Origin of the sequence: Cohaesibacter sp. CAU 1516, from assembly GCF_005771485.1 — a bacterium.
Classification (GTDB): domain Bacteria; phylum Pseudomonadota; class Alphaproteobacteria; order Rhizobiales; family Cohaesibacteraceae; genus Cohaesibacter; species Cohaesibacter intestini.
Window position 1 is genome coordinate 313,204 of record NZ_VANT01000002.1, and the last position, 15,679, is coordinate 328,882.

Sequence of the window (15,679 nt, forward strand, 5' to 3'; positions counted from 1 at the left end):
CAGAAAGCTAAAGGACGAACATCATGGTCTCCCCAATCTTTGCCGTCTATTTTCTGGCCTTCCTGCTGATCGGTCTGCCGGTTCTGTTTGCCCTTGGTCTGTCCCCGGCCATCGCCCTGTTCCAGGCAGACAAGGTGCTGTTCATGAACATGCTCTACCAGCGGCTTTATGCTGGTCTGGACGTGTTTCTGCTGCTCGCCCTACCCTTCTTCATGCTGGCGGGTGAGTTCATGGTCAATGGCGGCATCACCACCCGCATCATCACCTTCTCCCAGACCATGGTCCAGCATCTACGCGGCGGTCTTGGCCATGTGGTGATCATCGCAGCCACCCTGTTCGGCGCCCTGACCGGCTCATCTGTGGCCGCCACCTCGGCCATTGGCAACATGATGATCCCGGAAATGGAGCGCTACAAATATGACCGCACCTATGCGGCGGCGATCACGGCGGCGGCGACCGTTCTGGGCACCATCATCCCGCCAAGCGGCATCATGCTAATCTATGCCTTCGTGATGAACACGTCGGTCGCGGCGATGTTTATGTCCGGCATTGTGCCCGGCCTGATCCTCTGCGTCGCCCTGATGCTGGTCAATCGCTGGCAGATCAAGAAATATCCTGCCGTTGAGCAATTCGAACGGGCCTCTCGCCCGGAACGCTCGGCCGCCTTCAAGGCAGCCATCCTGCCGCTCTTGACCCCGGTCATCATTCTGGGTGGCATCTATGGGGGCATTTTCACCCCGACCGAAGCGGCCGCCATCGCCGTCTTTTATGCCTTCATTCTCTCCATCTTCATCATGCGTCTTCTGAAGATGAAGGATGTCTTCCCGATGTTCGTGCGCATTGCCATCAATGCCGCCGCCATCCTGATCATCGTCGCAGCAGCCAGTGGCTTTGCCTCTGCCATTTCCCTGTCGGGCATTGCCAAGGTCATCACCACCTTCTTCTATTCGATCACCAAGGATCCGCTGGTTCTGTTCTTCATTATGAACATCTTCCTGTTCATTGTCGGCATGTTCATTGATGCGGGGCCCGCCATCCTGATCTTCGCTCCGATCCTTGCCCCGATCATGACAGCCGTTGGCGTTGATCCGGTCCATTTCGGCGTCGTCATGGTGGTCAATCTTTCCATCGGACTGGCAACCCCGCCCATGGGCCTTGTCTTGTTCGTCGCTTCCGGCGTGTCCGGTGTGCCACTTCAGAAAATCTCCAGAGCGATCATTCCTTTCTTGCTCGCGGAATTCCTGGTGATCTTTCTGATTTCGTTCTTCCCGTCCCTCGTTATCGGCCTGCCCAAGCTGCTGGGCATGATGTAGGGCGCGGAAATCCTGGAGGAGGCTGGCGTCTAACAACCACACAACGCCAGCGCGATTTTACCATTGGAGGTAAAGATGAAACTGAAAAAACTGGGTCTTGCGCTTCTCGCTGCTGGCTTCATGGCCGGAACCGCACAGGCTGCCGACTACAAGCTCACCGTGCCCCATGTGTCCAACACGGACAGCTACAATCACCAGTCCCTGCTGGTCTTCAAGAACTTTGTCGAAAACCATTCCAATGGCGCCATCGAAGTCGAAATCTTCCCCGGCGGTCAGCTGTGTGGCAATGCCCGTGAATGTCTCTCCGGCGTCCAGTCTGGCATCTTTGACTATTTCCAGACCACCATTGCCGAGCTGGCCAATTTCTGGGCCCCTGCCGGTGGTTTCGACCTGCCTTACATGCTGCGCGATGACCGGGTTGCCGAATGCGTCTATGACAATGAAGCCTTCCTTGCCGACGTCCGCAAAAATGTGCTCGACGCCACCCAGAATGTCCGCCTGATGATGGTGTCCAACTCCGGCGGCTGGCGCAACTTCGCCACCACCAAAAAGCAGATCAAATCCCCTGCTGACGTGGCTGGCCTCAAAATCCGCACCGTGCCTGCCCCAATCCAGCAGGAATTGGTCAAGGCCCTTGGCGGCGCCCCAACCCCGATCGCATGGCCAGAAGTCTACACTGCTCTGTCCACTGGCGTGGTTGATGGCACCAAAAATGGCATCGTTGACATCACCACCATGAAATTCGAGGAAAGCCTCAAATATCTGGTGCTCGACGGCCATGCCTATATGGGCGGCGTCTGGGTGATGAACAACGACCGCTTCGCCGGCTTCCCGGATGAGCTCAAACGCGTCGTCATTGATGGCGTAGCCGCCCAGAACCAGTTCCTGCGCGTCTATCCAAAATGGAAAGAATTCGACGCTTACGACACCTTCCGCAAGGCTGGCGGCACCATCTACACCCCAAGTGCAGCCGAGAAGAAAGCCTTCCAGGAAGCAACCGCGCCTGTGAAAGACTTCTATCTGGCCAGCGCTGGCGACGAAGGCAAAGCATGGCTCGACCGCTTTGAAAAAGAAATCAAGGCCTGCGAAGCCAAGCTCGACGCAGACTTTGCCGCCGCTTCGAAATAAGCTTTTTGCGAGCAAAAAAGATCAGGGGGCGGCCATCCGCCCCCTTTTCACGAAAGCGCCAAAACGCCTCTTCCCCAATGCCCCTGCAGTGGATCCAGTCCCATGAAAATCGAACAATCAGAAACCGGCTTTCTCCTCTCCCACAAAGGCAAAGCCTTGTTGCGCCATTCTCAGGCAGCACCAGCGCTCTATTTGGGTGAAGGCGAGCCGACCTTCGACATGTATCGCGGCAATTTCGATATTTCAGACTATCTGGTCGAGCGCATCGCCATGCGCCACTTTACCATCCAAGAGCAGGATGGAGCCATCCGGATCCAGTTCATCTTGGCCCACGAGCCGGTCATCACATTGCTGGCCGAGGAAACCGCTGAAGGTCGCCTCAAAATCAGCTTCCTTGAGGCAAAAGCCAGCTTCAACCGCTTCTGGCTGCGGCTGTGCGCCAGCGCCGATGAAAAGATCTATGGCTGCGGCGAACAGCTCACCTATCTCAATCTGCGCGGCCACAATTTCCCGCTCTGGACGTCCGAGCCCGGCGTCGGCCGCAACAAATCGACCTATGTCACCTGGCAGGCCGATGTGAAGGACCGCGCCGGCGGCGACTATTACAACACCAACTATCCGCAGCCGACCTTCGTTTCGTCGGAGAAATACTTCGTCCATCTGGAAACCACCGCCTATGCGGATTTCGACTTCCGCAACGCCGAGTTCCATGAGCTGCAAAGCTGGAACATCCCGGACTATCTCCTGTTCGATGCCGCCGACAGCTTCCCCGCCCTCATTCGCAGCATCACCGGTGTCTTTGGCACCCAGCCAGAGCTGCCCGACTGGGTGCTCGATGGGGTCATTCTGGGCATTCAGGGCGGCACGGACATCACCATCGAAAAGCTCAAACGCGCCCGCGCTGCAGGCGTCAAAGTGGCGGGGGCTTGGTGTCAGGATTGGCAGGGCATCAAAATGACCAGCTTCGGCAAGCGCCTGCAATGGGACTGGCAGTGGAATGCCGACCTCTATCCCGGCCTCGACAGGGAAATCCACGCCCTGAAAAAAGACGGCATCCGCTTCCTTGGTTATATCAATCCCTATGTGCTGGAGGATTTCCCCCTTTATCGCGAGGCCGAAGCCAACGGCTATCTCGCCACCCGTGACGATGGCAGCAAATATGTCGTTGATTTTGGCGAATTTTATTGCGGCGTCGTCGACTTCACCAACCCGGCTGCCTGCGACTGGTATAAAGGCGTCATCAAGACCAACATGATCGATTTTGGCCTATCGGGCTGGATGGCTGACTTTGGCGAATATCTGCCCACCGATTGCGCATTGTCGAACGGGGTGTCGGCTGAAATCGAGCATAATCACTGGCCGACCCGCTGGGCCAAAATCAACCATGACGCCATCGAGGAAGCGGGCAAGACCGACGACATCCTCTTCTTCATGCGTGCGGGCTATACGGGCATCCAGCGCTATTGCCACGCTTTGTGGGGCGGCGATCAATGCGTCAACTGGAACATTGATGATGGCATCCCCTCGGTGGTCAATGGGGCGCTGTCCTCAGGCCTGCTCGGCAATGGCATCCATCATTCCGATATTGGTGGCTATACCACGTTGCACGGTATGAAACGCGATCGCGAATTGTTCATGCGCTGGGCCGAAATGGCCGCCTTCACCCCGATCATGCGCAGCCATGAAGGCAACCGCCCCGCTGACAATCATCAATTTGACAGCGACAATGAGACCCTCGCCCATCTCGCCGCTATGACCCGGATCTTCACCCATTTGAAGCCCTATATCAAAGCGGCCTTGAAGGAAAACACCCTCACCGGCATGCCGGTCCAGCGACCCCTCTTCGTTCATTATGAAGAGGATACTGAGTCCTACGAGGTGATGTATCAATATCTGTTTGGCCGCGATTGCCTCGTTGCGCCGGTCTATGAGCAGGGTGCCAAAAAGCGCAAACTCTATCTGCCGCCCGACCAGTGGATCCATCTCTGGACCAATGACCATTATGAGGGCGGCTGGGTCGAGGTCGACGCGCCGCTGGGCCAACCGGCAGTCTTCTACCGCGCCAGCAGCGCCGACGCGGTTCTGTTCAACAAGATCCCCGACATTGCCAAAGGCCTCGCCTGAAACACTGCCGAACCCCACTGAAAAGCCCCGCAGGCGGGTCATGCCTGCGGGGCTGTTGCTTGTCTGGACTGGATTGGCTTCACGCCACCCAATAGGCAAAGACCAGTGTCCACAGACACAACAAAGTCACCGCAATGAAGAAATAGGATCGGTTCCAGACCCGTCCGACATCCACGACCGGAATGTCACCAAACCGGCCAACCAATATATTGGTGGCCGTGAAGGGTGAGGTCAGCCCCGTCAGCGCCCAACCACAGAGCATAGCCACCCCAAAGGCCCGGGGATCGAGACCGAAAGCAGCCGCATCGGGCAGCATCGGAGCGACCAGCGACAGGGTGAGAATGGGATTGGATCCGACCTGCCCCATGACCGGCATGATCCAGACCAGAGCAATGAGCAAAAACCAGCCCGGAATAATGGTGAGGTCAATCCCGGCATCGGCCATCATGGGCACCAGAAGAGCCGCCCCCACCACACCGATATAGCCTGCACTCATCAACAACAACAGGTCCGAGCGAAAGGCAGGCAGCTCTTTATGGACATAGCTAAGAAGGGTCTGGCCAACCGCAAACGCATCCTTTTGCTGGATCAGCATCCAGATGATCGACAGGATCGGCACCACCAGCAGCACCACGCCAACGATGCGAATGCCAAACAACACTTCAATGCTCAGCACTGGCACCATGATGATCACCAACAAGGCCACCAGCGGCAACAAAACGGTCCAGTGCAGGCCGGAACTCCGCCGCGGCCGTGGCCCGCCTTGAGGCCTTGGCTTGAAGATGGTATCCAGCGCCCACCCAGTGCCGAGCAATAGGACCGAGCTGACCAACCCCGGCATGGCAATCCCCATCCAGCTGATGCCGGGAATGGTCGCCACCGCCATCGCGGTGGAGAAAGCCATTGGCGACCATGTCAAAGCGGATATGAACCCCCGCTGGATGGCAAGCAGCATCCGGCGGGTCCGAATGGCGCGAACCCTTTCATCCGGTTCGCTCTTGGCGCTGGAAAGCGCCAGTGTCCCAAGCAATTGAATCGCCCCGAAATTGAGCAGCAAGGCAAATATCTGGGACCCGAAAGACAGCGAAATGTAACGCCGACCCGGTGGCTGGGCCGCCAGAAAGGCACCCGATTTGCTCATGGCCGGAGATGTAGAGGCCGCATTGCGCAGGATCGACAGGGCACTGAAGAAAGACGCCAAAAAACCGGCTTTGATCAAGGCACCCGACAAGATCTCTTGCCAATCCTCATTGTTGAAAGCAAGCGCGATCGTCAGCACCAGACAGACACCCAGAAAAATGAGGCCACCTTTGCTCGCTCTAAGCGCCATGATGGCGACGATGACAAGCAGACTAACAAGCAGCGGAAGGGAAACCCATTCCACTCCAGCCCACTCACGCATGGCCTGAAGCAAAATGACAAGAACGATGATCCAGCCAAACAGGCGATCACCGATGCGCGAAACATCCATAGATTATGTTTCCTGAAACAAAAAAGCGGGCGGCAGTTGCGGCCCGGTGGGGGAGGAAGGGCCAGAATAGTCCCAAAAAGACTGTAACCGAAAGCCCAAAAAACGGGCAATCACTCGATTGTGCAGGACATATTCTGGTGTGGTGCCAAGCATGTCAGACACAAAAACCCCGGCCACAAGGACCGGGGCTGACGACAAAACAATTTTGCAGAGAAGATACAATCAGAAATCGGAAGCCTTGCCGCTGGAACCAAACAAGCGGATCTTTTCTTTGACCTTTTCCTTCATGGCCACCTCGCCGGCCCCCAAAGAATCGGCCAGAACGAAGTCCGTCGGATTGTCTTTCCAATAGTCCTGCACCCCAAGCGTGAAGGATTGCCGCAACTCGGTGTCGACATTGACTTTTGCGATGCCCAGGGAAATGGCCCGCTGCACCTGATCATCCGGCACCCCGGAGCCCCCATGCATCACCAGAGGTTTCTGAACGATTTCCTTGATTTCACGGATCCGATCAAAAGCCAGCTTTGGCTCGGAGGTGTAGATACCATGCGCCGTTCCCATGGAGATGGCCAGATAGTCAAGGCCGGTGCGGTTGGTAAATTCCTGCGCTTCCTCGACTGAGGTGATCATGGCATCGGCTTCATCGACATCAATATCATCCTCGACACCACCGATCTTGCCGATTTCCCCTTCACAACCAATGCCCAGCGCATGGGCCACATCAGCCACCGCCTTGGTGATCCGGACATTATCCTCGAAATCATAGCCCGAGCCGTCGAACATCAGAGAGTGAAAGCCGACCCGCGCTGCCGCCATGGTTTGTTCGAACTGGCGACTGTGATCAATATGAATGGCCACTGGCACCGTATGGTTGGCCATGAAGGCATCAACCATCGCCTTCATTTCCGCAAGGCCCATCGTGTTGATCACCTTCTGACCGATCATCACCAGAATCGGGGCTTTCTCTTCCTCGGCGCCCTTGAGAATGGCGCGCGTCGTCTCCGCATTATGCACGCTGAAGGCGCCGATGGCATATCCCTCTTTCCATGCACGATCTAGAAGAGTCTTACCGGATATATAAGCCATAATTCATCCTCGATATGGGCCTCTGGACCTCGCGGCATATCGCAAACATGCCCACGATCCCGATTGTTGTTTTCTCGATCACAGTATAAAGAACGATGATCTTTTCCGAAAGACTTCAGACCAAATTATGATCGTTTAGCAACATTTCTGCACATATTTCCAATCAAAGCTACCAAATGTGGACATTTTTGACCACCAACATGACACCAATGATCAGCAACAGGCTATGAATGATGCCGTGATAATTGATCTTGAATTTATGCAGCAGGTGATAGGCGAACATGCCGACGCTCATCCCGACCAGAAAGGCAGGCATGGCATAGAGCACCCGCTCTGCCACATAAGGGGTCAGCAGCCCCTTGCTCCAGAAGCCGGCAATCGCGCCGATCATTTGCAGCATAAAGAAAAAAACCAAGGTCGATTTGGTCTGATCCGCCGTCCATGGCTGCATCGAGGTGAAGGCAATCACCGGCGGTCCCGGCTCGCCAACGCTCGCCCCCAAGGCACCGGAGAAGAAACCCGTCCCGACCGTCAGCGGCGCCGACGCCTTGGTGAAAAGCGGGGCCTTGGCAAACAGCGAATAGAGGCTCGACAAGATCAGCACGCATCCCATCGTGATCAGGATCGCCTCGGCGGGCAGCCGTTTGAGCAGATCGGCCCCCAGAAACGAGCCTGGCAAGGAGCCTGCAAACAGAATCAAGCCGACACGCCACTGCACATGCTGGCGCATTTTCCAGACCAGCGGAAAGGTCACCAGCCATCCGAAGATGCCTGCGATGGGCACAGCAGCTTTCACATCCACCGCCAAGGAGAGAAGCGGCACGCTGACCAAGGCCAGCCCAAAACCCGTCAGGCCTTGGGTGAAGCTGCCCAGAGTGATGATCGCCGAGACGATGAGAATTTCCATCATGATGACATTGCCTGCGGTGAAAGGGCCGGGATCATCGCCCCCGACCCATTGAACGGTCCAAGTCTAGCGCGTGCCAAACTGATGAATGGTGCGATGCTGATAGACATCCCCCGGCCTCAACACGGCGCTTGGAAAATGGGGCTTGTTGGGCGCGTCCGGATAGCCTTGAGTTTCAAGGCAAAGCCCGCCAAAGGCTTCATATTTGCAGCCATTGCGTCCAAACCACGGTTTGTTCGATAATTTGAAGCCGTTGTAGAACTGGATCGCTGGCTGCGTGGTCATCACCTTCATGAAACGCCCGCTGGACGGATCATATAGGTCGGCCGCCATCCGGTAGTCCCCATGTTTCTGTTTGCCATGCAGGATATAGTTGAAGTCGAAGCCGCCGCCCTCGATGCCTTCCATCCGGTCACCGATCCGCACTGGTGCACGGAAGTCCATTGCGCTGTCGGCCACGGTGCGAATTTCCCCGGTCGGGATCATCGTCTCGGCCACGGGAGTGTAGAAATCGGCGAACAAGGTCAATTGATGATCCGCCACCGAGCCGCTGTCATGACCTGCAAGATTGTAGTAGCTGTGATTGACCAGATTGACGATGGTCGGCTTGTCACTCACCGCCCGAAAGTCATAATGCAGCGCGTTGGACTCCGTCAGACCGATCGTGTGAGTCACCAGCAAGCTGCCCGGATAGCCGCTTTCTCCATCCGGCGACATCCGATGCAGATGGATCATCACCGCATCGTCCCGCTCTTCGAGATCATAGCCCCAGACATATTTGTCGAACCCCTTCGAGCCCCCATGCAAATGCTGCACGGTCGGCGGCTCGTTGGTTTCCAGCTGATACCGGCGACAATCAATCGAAAAACGACCATCCTCTATCCGGTTGGCGAACCGCCCGGCAATTGCGCCGAAGAAAGGATGTCCGGCAAGATATTTGTCCAGCGACTCATAGCCCAACACCACATCGGCCAAAGCCCCATCCCGGTCCGGTACTTCGATCGAAGTGACGATGCAGCCATAATTGGTGACCCGCACCACCATGCCATTGTCATTGCTCAGTGTGATGAGATCGACCGCTTTGCCATCGACTTCACCATAGGTTTCGACTTCTACTTTCATGATAAACCTCCCAACTGACACTTAATTTGCTTTGGTCGGCATGTCCGACAGATCGCGCAGTTGTTCAAGCACGGCTGTCCAGTCCTGACGCCCGCGCCCGGCGATCCGGCTCATATTGTAAAGCTCCCGCGAGGCAGCCCCCATCGGCATCGGCACGCCAACCTGATTGGCCAGATCGAGCGCGATGCCCAGATCCTTGTGGGCCAGATCAATCATGAAGGCGGGCGACAGATCACCCTTGAGCACCTTGTTTGGCCAACTGGTGGTGAAGTGCCCCTTGCCTGCAGGCGTGCCGCTCATCACCGCCATTGCCGTGTCGAAATCGAGACCGATTTTCTCGGCCAGTGCAATGGCTTCTGCCGACAGGGCATTGAGCGCAATGCTCATGTAATTGTTGATGATCTTGACGCGGATCCCCTTGCCCGGCCCCCCCGCATCGACGGTTTCCGCCCCCATCAGATCAAACAAGGGCTGCGCCCGTTCAATCTGCGCCTTGGTGCCGCCCGCAAGGATCAGCAAGGTGCCTGCAATGGCATGGTCCGATGTGCGACCCACCGGCGCTTCCATCATCTCGATGCCTTTTGCCGCAAGATCGGCAATCAGGCCATCGGTCTCAAGCGGGTGAATGGTCGACATGTCGATCACCAGCGCGTCTTTCTTCAGCGCAGCGACAACGCCCTCTTCCCCCAACAGGACAGAGCGCACCAGCGCCCCGTTTGGCAACATGGTAATGACAAAGTCGGCGCCCTCGGCAACCGCTGCGACCCTGTCGCAGGCTTTCCCACCTTTTGCGGCCAACGCCGCGACGGCATCAGCATTGATGTCATATAGATTGAGGTCATGTCCCCCCTTGATCAGATTGGCTGCCATTGCAGCGCCCATTTGACCAAGACCGATGAATCCAACTGTTGCCATTGCGAAACCTCATATTGAGCATTTTTGATCGTTATCCAACATCTGCACGATATTTAGACCAAATACAACACAATTTGGTTGTTTTATGAGTGTTTATGGTGATAATTTCGATTGAAAGGCAACAAATCTAGGTATTTGTCGCTAGATGTGATCAGCAAAAGATCATCCCAGGCGACCCACAAGTCGTTTGGCACGATCATGGACTTTGATCACAAACACACCCATCATCGCCCCATCCACGCTGTCACCAGACTGACGATCTGGCAGCGAGGATGAGCGATAATCGCCAACACCAGCCATCAAAGAGCCTCTCATGACCGTCGCATGCGTTGGAATCACCGTCCTTGATCGGGTTTTCCGGGTCGATCACTTGCCAAAAACCGGCGGCAAATATGTCGCCCGCGACTATTTTGAAGTTGGCGGTGGGCCAGCGGCCACCGCGGCCGTCGCCATTGCCAGACTGGGCATGAATGTCGACTATATCGGCCGGGTCGGCAATGATGATGTCGCCGCCGCCATGATTCGCGAGCTCAATCGCTATGGCGTTGGCACCCGCCATATCCGCACCATATCCGAAGCAAAGTCGTCCTTTTCCGCCATTCTGGTTGATGACCAAGGCGAAAGGCTGATCGTCAATTATCAGGATTCAGATCTCTCAGGTGATGCAGAATGGCTAAAAGAGATCAATTTCGCGCCCTATCAATCCATCCTTTGTGATGTGCGCTGGCCAGCCGGGGCCAGATATGCGCTAGAACAAGCCAAACAGCTGCAAAAACAAAGCGTTCTGGATGCCGATATCACCCCGCAAGACATCACGGATCTGGTGACACTCGCCGACCATGTGGCATTTTCCGAACCGGGTTTGGCGAAATTCTCACAAGTTGATGACCCGATTGATGGATTGCGCGTTGCCCAAACGAAAACAAATGCTAAGGTCTATGTCACCGTTGGATCGCAAGGCTGCTATTGGCTGGAGGGCGAGACGCTCCACCATCAGCCTGGTTTCAAGGTCGATGTGAAGGATACGACCGGTGCGGGAGACGTCTTCCATGGCGCCTTTGCCTTTGCGCTCGCCAAGGGTATGCCCATTGCCGATATTGTCGCCTTTGCCAGCGCGGTCGCTGCCCTCAAATGCACCCGACTGGGAGGCCGTGATGGCGTCCCCGACCTTGCAACTGTTGAGGCCTTTCTTGCGGCCAACAAATGATCCCCTGGCCCAACCTCTTATGAGACTGGGGCAGACCCGAACGCTGCGCGAATAGCAAGCATGCAGGAAGAAAGCTGAAGTCCCATGCCAAATGCCGTCATCGTAGGCAATCCCCGCCACGACACCCTGCTCAAGGAAGTCAACGACAAGGGTTATGTGAGCGTGGAGGAGCTGACTGAGCTGCTCGACGTTTCCGCCCAGACCATTCGACGCGACATCAAAAAACTGAGCGATCAGAAGCTGCTGATTCGTCATCATGGCGGGGCTGCGCGCAATTCCTCGGTGGTCAATCTTGACTATGCGGTCCGGCAGGTATCCGAGACGGAAGAAAAGGAGGCCATCGCCAAGGCTTTGGTCGCCCAGATCCCGGACAACAGCTCGGTCTTTCTGGCCATCGGCACCACCACCGAAATCATCGCCCGCCATCTGCTGCAACATTCCGGCCTGCAGGTCATCACCAACAGCATGCGGGTCGCCAATGTGCTGTATCAGAAGAAAGACTTCAATGTGATGGTGCCCGGCGGCAAATTGCGCAGCACCAATGGCGGCATCATCGGCTCAACGGCTTTGGACTTCATCAATCATTTCCGGGTTGATTATCTAATCGCCAGTTGCGGCTCCATCGACGCCGATGGCACCTTGCTCGATTATGAATTCAATGAAGTGATCATGGTCCAGAGCATGATGAAAACCGCCCGCAACATTTTCATCGCTGCCGATTCCACCAAATTCAACACCACCGCGACGGTGGAGCTTGGTCATGTCCGCAACATCTCTGCGCTTTTCACCGATGGCACACCGCCAACCGACATCAAGATGCAGCTCGACCAGCATGGGGCCAAGCTGTTTGTCGTCTAGGCCGCGGAGCGGGCAGGCACCCCTGCCCGCAGCCAGTTGCCCAGAACATGGCCATTCAGCGCCATGATGGCCCCAAGTGCCATCGGCGCGAACAAGGCCTCTTCCTGAAAGACCCCATTCACCAGAATGATCATCAGGCTGAAGCTCAGCACGGAATGCAGCATCGCGCGTGATTGCAGTGACAGCTTGAAGGTCTGTGCTGCCACCCATGCATAGCATCCAAGCAGCATGAAGCCGGCAATGCCCATTTGCCGCATCAACACCCCGACCGCACTTTCAATCGCAAAGGGTGTCCGGCCAGCAGCCTGATAGGCAGGCCAGTCCAACTTGCTGAAATCAGTGGTGAAGTTGCCCCCGTCTCCAAGACCCCGGCCAAACGGGTTGGACAGGAAATCATGCACCCCGCCCATGAAGCCCAGAACGTGAAAGTCGCCAATATCGAGGCCGATCTTCACCCCGAGCACAAAATAGATGACCAACACCACCAGCAGCCCGGCCAGAGCGATCATCGCCCCGAACAGCCAGCGTGCCAATGCAGCACAGCAGACAAGCAACAGCATGATCAGCGCACCCTTGGCACTGGACAGCAGCATCAGCGGAAACAAAAAGATCAGCCACCACGCCCGCCCGGTAAAGGCCATCACCAAGGCCAAGAGAGCCAGAAGATAGGAATAGGAAATGGCGTGATTGTTCGGGCCGCTCATCCGCAGAATGGTGAAGCCATTATCCCCCAGCAACGGTGTATTGAGAAAATGAACCCGCATGGAATCGAAAATGTCGGTCATCACGGTTCCTTGCCGGGCGACAACCGCATCCCAGACCAGATTGAGTCGGTCCTGCGTCGTACCAAAGGTCCAAAGCGTCCAGCCATTGGTGATGTCCATCCAGAGCGAGCGATCAATCGCCTCGATCAACCCCAAACCGACAATGATCCCCGTCAAGGCAACGATCTGATCATTGAGGCGGGTGGGAAATTTCAGACTGACCAGAAAATAGATCTGAAACAGCGCAAAAGGGGCAATGATATTGCGCAGATAGATCACCGCTCCAGTCGGATTCTTGGCCATGCCAAGGATCAGATAGACACCGATCAAGCAGAAAGCGATGAATCCCACACCCATGATCCGGTTGGTCTCGCGATCATGGTCGCGCCAGTTGAGCGCATACCGGCCAAACAGCCACAGCCAGATGACAATCATCGTCAGGAAATTGTAGCCACGGACGAAATTGTAATCATCGGCGCTGACGAGAAAGTCAGAGAATAAAGAGACGAAGAAATTCTGAAAAATCAGCGTGAACAACACCACCAGCGGCGCTGCCGGTGTCAGATAGACGGCAACCATGCTGGCCAGACAAATCTGGGTCACAATGGCCAATGGCATGCTGACAAAGTGGGTCGCCACCGGCAAGGCACTGACCGTTATAGCCAGAACAAAGACGAGCACCGTATGCAGGACGCGCATCGACAGGCTTGATGCAGGATCAAGCTGTCGCCGGTTGCCCGCTGAAAGCGCGGCACCCTGCCAGAACTGGAATGCGGAAGTGTCTGTCATTGGCCAACTTCGTCAATATCTATGCTCCACATTTACCCCATTTCCCATTAGAGAAGGATTAATGGTGACTGTGGCACCCGAATAGCCGCAAATAAGAGACGCAAACAGAATGGCAGCTCCTCAAAGCCCCATCAAAGCGGAGCAACAACAATTTCTACTGCTACATGATCCACGCTAAAGCGTATCCTGCGCGCGCATGGCACTCTGCCCAACAATCCGGGACATTTGCTGCGTCCCCTGATCCGCAGGATGGAAGACACGATGATTGGACGATTTCTGTCACGCCTGAAAAGCTGGCTTCTGCATGGCCTGCTGGTCGCCGCCATCTTTCTGATGGTTTCCAATCCCTTCCTGACCGACGTGCAGAACAAGATTGGCGCGAGTGAATTGCTGCTCAACATGTACCGCACCAGCCTTGAAACTGAGGTTGCGCGTTACAAGTTCCTGCCCTTCATCCTGTCGCAGAATGATCGGATCCTTGAAATACTGAGCGACAGGTTTGATCCGGTAGAGAGCGGATATTTCCTGCAACGAACCAAATATGCCACCAACGTGTCGGCAATCTATGTGCTCGACAGGACAGGCAAGGTCACAGCCGCCAGCAACTGGCACCGCGAGGATAGCTATGTCGGCAGAAATCTCGGCTTCCGGCCCTATTTCAAGGATGCGATGGCGGGGCGGCTGGGACAGTTTTATGGCGTCGGTCTGTCGTCAACGACACCGGGCTTCTTCCTCTCCTATGGCCTGAGAAAAGACGAAGACATCATTGGGGTGATCGCGGTTGAGGTCAATCTCTCCGAGCTCGAAAAGGTCTGGCGCTCCGGCCCTGACGACATTCTGGTCTCCGACGTCGACGGCACTATTTTCCTCAGCTCGAATGAAAGCTGGAAACACAAGACCTTCGGGCAGGTCGGCTCGAGCACCGTCGGTCTGCTGGATCGATCCATTCCGCCAGCACACACCACCCACAATCCGATTGCCCGCAAACGCTGCTACCGGTTGGGCAGCATCACCGTCTACAAGGATCCGAACTATGCCTGTCTGTTCCCGGCCACCTTCTCCCTGCAGGAAGAGATCGTCGAATTTGGCTGGACCATTCATTCGATCCAGCCCGCCCGACCGATCTACCAGTCCCTGCTGCTGGTCGCCATCATCACGTTGCTGATTTACCTCAGCGTCGTGTTCCTCTATCGCAACATTCGCAACAAGTATAAACGCAGCATACAAAAACTGCGCACCCAACTGACCGAAAATTCCAAGCTGGCTGCCATCGGCCAGATGGCCACCGAAGTGGCGCACGACTTCAATCAGCCCCTGTCGGCCATCTATATGTTGCTCGACACGTCCCGTCTGTTGCTCGAGCGCAAGATGTATAAGGATGTCGACGACAATCTGATGCTGGTCTCCTCCCATATCGAACGGCTGAAGCAGCAAATATCCCAGCTCAAGTCCTTTGCCAGTCGCCACCGTGTGCCGCGCGGCCATGCCAACATCGTCGAAGCCGCCCACAGCTCATTGCATCTGTTCCAATTGACCCTCAAGAAACAGGATGTGCAGCTGCAATTCCACACCACACAAGCCGACATCGAGGTGCCTTGCAACGAAATCGGTCTGGGTCAGATTTTCTCCAACCTGATCACCAACGCCATTGAGGCCATGGCCGATCAGAGCAAAAAACGCATCACCATTTCCATTGCCCGCAAGGATCAGAAGGTCATCGTCAAGCTGCGCGACAATGGTCCGGGCATTCCGGACCCCTCGAAAATCTATGAATCCTTCTACACGACCAAAAAGAGCGGCACCGGCCTCGGTCTGGCCATCGTCAAGGGCATTCTGGAAAATTCAGAAGGCTCGATCACGGTCGGCAATCACCCCGAGGGAGGGGCCGAATTCACCCTGACCTGGACCGAATGGAAGGATGAGACGCGCAAAGGCAACAGCGCTGAAGATGACCGCGCACTCGAAGAGCTCTTCCCAAAGCATATCTGACCGCTC

General features: G+C 55.9%; 13 protein-coding genes. 6 read left to right on the plus strand and 7 right to left on the minus strand.

The window, feature by feature from the left end; genetic code table 11:
* Positions 1-23 precede the first annotated feature (23 nt).
* The 3 genes from FDK21_RS08315 to FDK21_RS08325 all read left to right on the plus strand — a co-directional run bounded on the left by FDK21_RS08315 (position 24) and on the right by FDK21_RS08325 (position 4,565).
* A complete protein-coding gene (locus FDK21_RS08315) occupies positions 24-1,313 on the plus strand; it encodes a TRAP transporter large permease (RefSeq protein WP_114008281.1) in 1,290 nt (429 codons plus the stop codon).
* A gap of 75 nt (positions 1,314-1,388) precedes the next feature.
* Entirely contained in the window at positions 1,389-2,441 is a 1,053-nt protein-coding gene (dctP, locus tag FDK21_RS08320) for a TRAP transporter substrate-binding protein DctP (protein WP_138148161.1), read from the plus strand.
* 102 nt (positions 2,442-2,543) lie between these two features.
* Positions 2,544-4,565, plus strand: a complete 2,022-nt coding sequence (locus FDK21_RS08325; RefSeq protein WP_138148162.1) for an alpha-glucosidase — start codon at positions 2,544-2,546, stop codon at positions 4,563-4,565.
* A 79-nt stretch (positions 4,566-4,644) separates the two neighbouring features.
* On the opposite strand, the gene FDK21_RS08330 is transcribed toward FDK21_RS08325, so the two are convergent.
* The 6 genes from FDK21_RS08330 to FDK21_RS20615 form a co-directional block, all read right to left on the minus strand.
* Entirely contained in the window at positions 4,645-6,036 is a 1,392-nt protein-coding gene (locus FDK21_RS08330) for a hypothetical protein (protein WP_138148163.1), read from the minus strand.
* Between the two features lie 222 nt (positions 6,037-6,258).
* Positions 6,259-7,122: a class II fructose-bisphosphate aldolase gene (locus FDK21_RS08335; protein WP_138148164.1), complete on the minus strand. Its 864-nt coding sequence runs from the start codon at positions 7,120-7,122 to the stop codon at positions 6,259-6,261.
* Between the two features lie 169 nt (positions 7,123-7,291).
* Positions 7,292-8,032 carry a sulfite exporter TauE/SafE family protein gene (locus tag FDK21_RS08340; RefSeq protein WP_210238714.1) on the minus strand — a complete coding sequence of 247 codons (741 nt, stop codon included), beginning with the start codon at positions 8,030-8,032 and terminating at the stop codon, positions 7,292-7,294.
* Between the two features lie 63 nt (positions 8,033-8,095).
* Positions 8,096-9,151 carry an aldose epimerase family protein gene (locus tag FDK21_RS08345; RefSeq protein WP_138148166.1) on the minus strand — a complete coding sequence of 352 codons (1,056 nt, stop codon included), beginning with the start codon at positions 9,149-9,151 and terminating at the stop codon, positions 8,096-8,098.
* Positions 9,152-9,172: 21 nt separating this feature from the next.
* Entirely contained in the window at positions 9,173-10,066 is an 894-nt protein-coding gene (gene yihU / locus FDK21_RS08350; RefSeq protein ID WP_138148167.1) for a sulfolactaldehyde 3-reductase, read from the minus strand.
* A gap of 162 nt (positions 10,067-10,228) precedes the next feature.
* Positions 10,229-10,366, minus strand: a complete 138-nt coding sequence (locus FDK21_RS20615) for a hypothetical protein (RefSeq protein WP_157967554.1) — start codon at positions 10,364-10,366, stop codon at positions 10,229-10,231.
* A 13-nt stretch (positions 10,367-10,379) separates the two neighbouring features.
* Here FDK21_RS20615 and FDK21_RS08355 point away from each other — a divergent pair, with 13 nt between their 5' ends.
* Together FDK21_RS08355 and FDK21_RS08360 are read left to right on the plus strand one after the other, a co-directional pair.
* The gene (locus FDK21_RS08355; RefSeq protein WP_138148168.1) at positions 10,380-11,273 is read left to right on the plus strand and encodes a PfkB family carbohydrate kinase; all 894 of its coding nucleotides are present in this window, start codon (positions 10,380-10,382) and stop codon (positions 11,271-11,273) included.
* Between the two features lie 84 nt (positions 11,274-11,357).
* The gene (locus FDK21_RS08360) at positions 11,358-12,131 is read left to right on the plus strand and encodes a DeoR/GlpR family DNA-binding transcription regulator (RefSeq protein WP_114008271.1); all 774 of its coding nucleotides are present in this window, start codon (positions 11,358-11,360) and stop codon (positions 12,129-12,131) included.
* Here FDK21_RS08360 and FDK21_RS08365 read toward each other — a convergent pair.
* Complete coding sequence (locus tag FDK21_RS08365) at positions 12,128-13,684, minus strand: hypothetical protein (protein ID WP_138148169.1); 1,557 nt, start codon at positions 13,682-13,684, stop codon at positions 12,128-12,130. The genes FDK21_RS08360 and FDK21_RS08365 overlap by 4 nt on opposite strands.
* A 261-nt stretch (positions 13,685-13,945) precedes the next feature.
* Here FDK21_RS08365 and FDK21_RS08370 point away from each other — a divergent pair, with 261 nt between their 5' ends.
* On the plus strand, positions 13,946-15,673 hold the full coding sequence (locus tag FDK21_RS08370; RefSeq protein WP_171021996.1) for an ATP-binding protein: 1,728 nt from the start codon (positions 13,946-13,948) through the stop codon (positions 15,671-15,673).
* Positions 15,674-15,679 lie beyond the last annotated feature (6 nt).

Excerpts from the sequence above, each read along its gene's own strand:
- FDK21_RS08370 (WP_171021996.1), top strand. The coding sequence starts at position 13,946 with ATGATTGGACGATTTCTGTCACGCCTGAAAAGCTGGCTTCTGCATGGC.
- FDK21_RS08335 (WP_138148164.1), bottom strand. The coding sequence starts at position 7,122 with ATGGCTTATATATCCGGTAAGACTCTTCTAGATCGTGCATGGAAAGAG.
- FDK21_RS08340 (WP_210238714.1), bottom strand. The coding sequence starts at position 8,032 with ATGATGGAAATTCTCATCGTCTCGGCGATCATCACTCTGGGCAGCTTC.
- FDK21_RS08365 (WP_138148169.1), bottom strand. The coding sequence starts at position 13,684 with ATGACAGACACTTCCGCATTCCAGTTCTGGCAGGGTGCCGCGCTTTCA.
- FDK21_RS08315 (WP_114008281.1), top strand. The coding sequence starts at position 24 with ATGGTCTCCCCAATCTTTGCCGTCTATTTTCTGGCCTTCCTGCTGATC.
- yihU (WP_138148167.1), bottom strand. The coding sequence starts at position 10,066 with ATGGCAACAGTTGGATTCATCGGTCTTGGTCAAATGGGCGCTGCAATG.
- FDK21_RS08360 (WP_114008271.1), top strand. The coding sequence starts at position 11,358 with ATGCCAAATGCCGTCATCGTAGGCAATCCCCGCCACGACACCCTGCTC.
- dctP (WP_138148161.1), top strand. The coding sequence starts at position 1,389 with ATGAAACTGAAAAAACTGGGTCTTGCGCTTCTCGCTGCTGGCTTCATG.
- FDK21_RS20615 (WP_157967554.1), bottom strand. The coding sequence starts at position 10,366 with ATGGCTGGTGTTGGCGATTATCGCTCATCCTCGCTGCCAGATCGTCAG.
- FDK21_RS08330 (WP_138148163.1), bottom strand. The coding sequence starts at position 6,036 with ATGGATGTTTCGCGCATCGGTGATCGCCTGTTTGGCTGGATCATCGTT.
- FDK21_RS08355 (WP_138148168.1), top strand. The coding sequence starts at position 10,380 with ATGACCGTCGCATGCGTTGGAATCACCGTCCTTGATCGGGTTTTCCGG.
- FDK21_RS08345 (WP_138148166.1), bottom strand. The coding sequence starts at position 9,151 with ATGAAAGTAGAAGTCGAAACCTATGGTGAAGTCGATGGCAAAGCGGTC.
- FDK21_RS08325 (WP_138148162.1), top strand. The coding sequence starts at position 2,544 with ATGAAAATCGAACAATCAGAAACCGGCTTTCTCCTCTCCCACAAAGGC.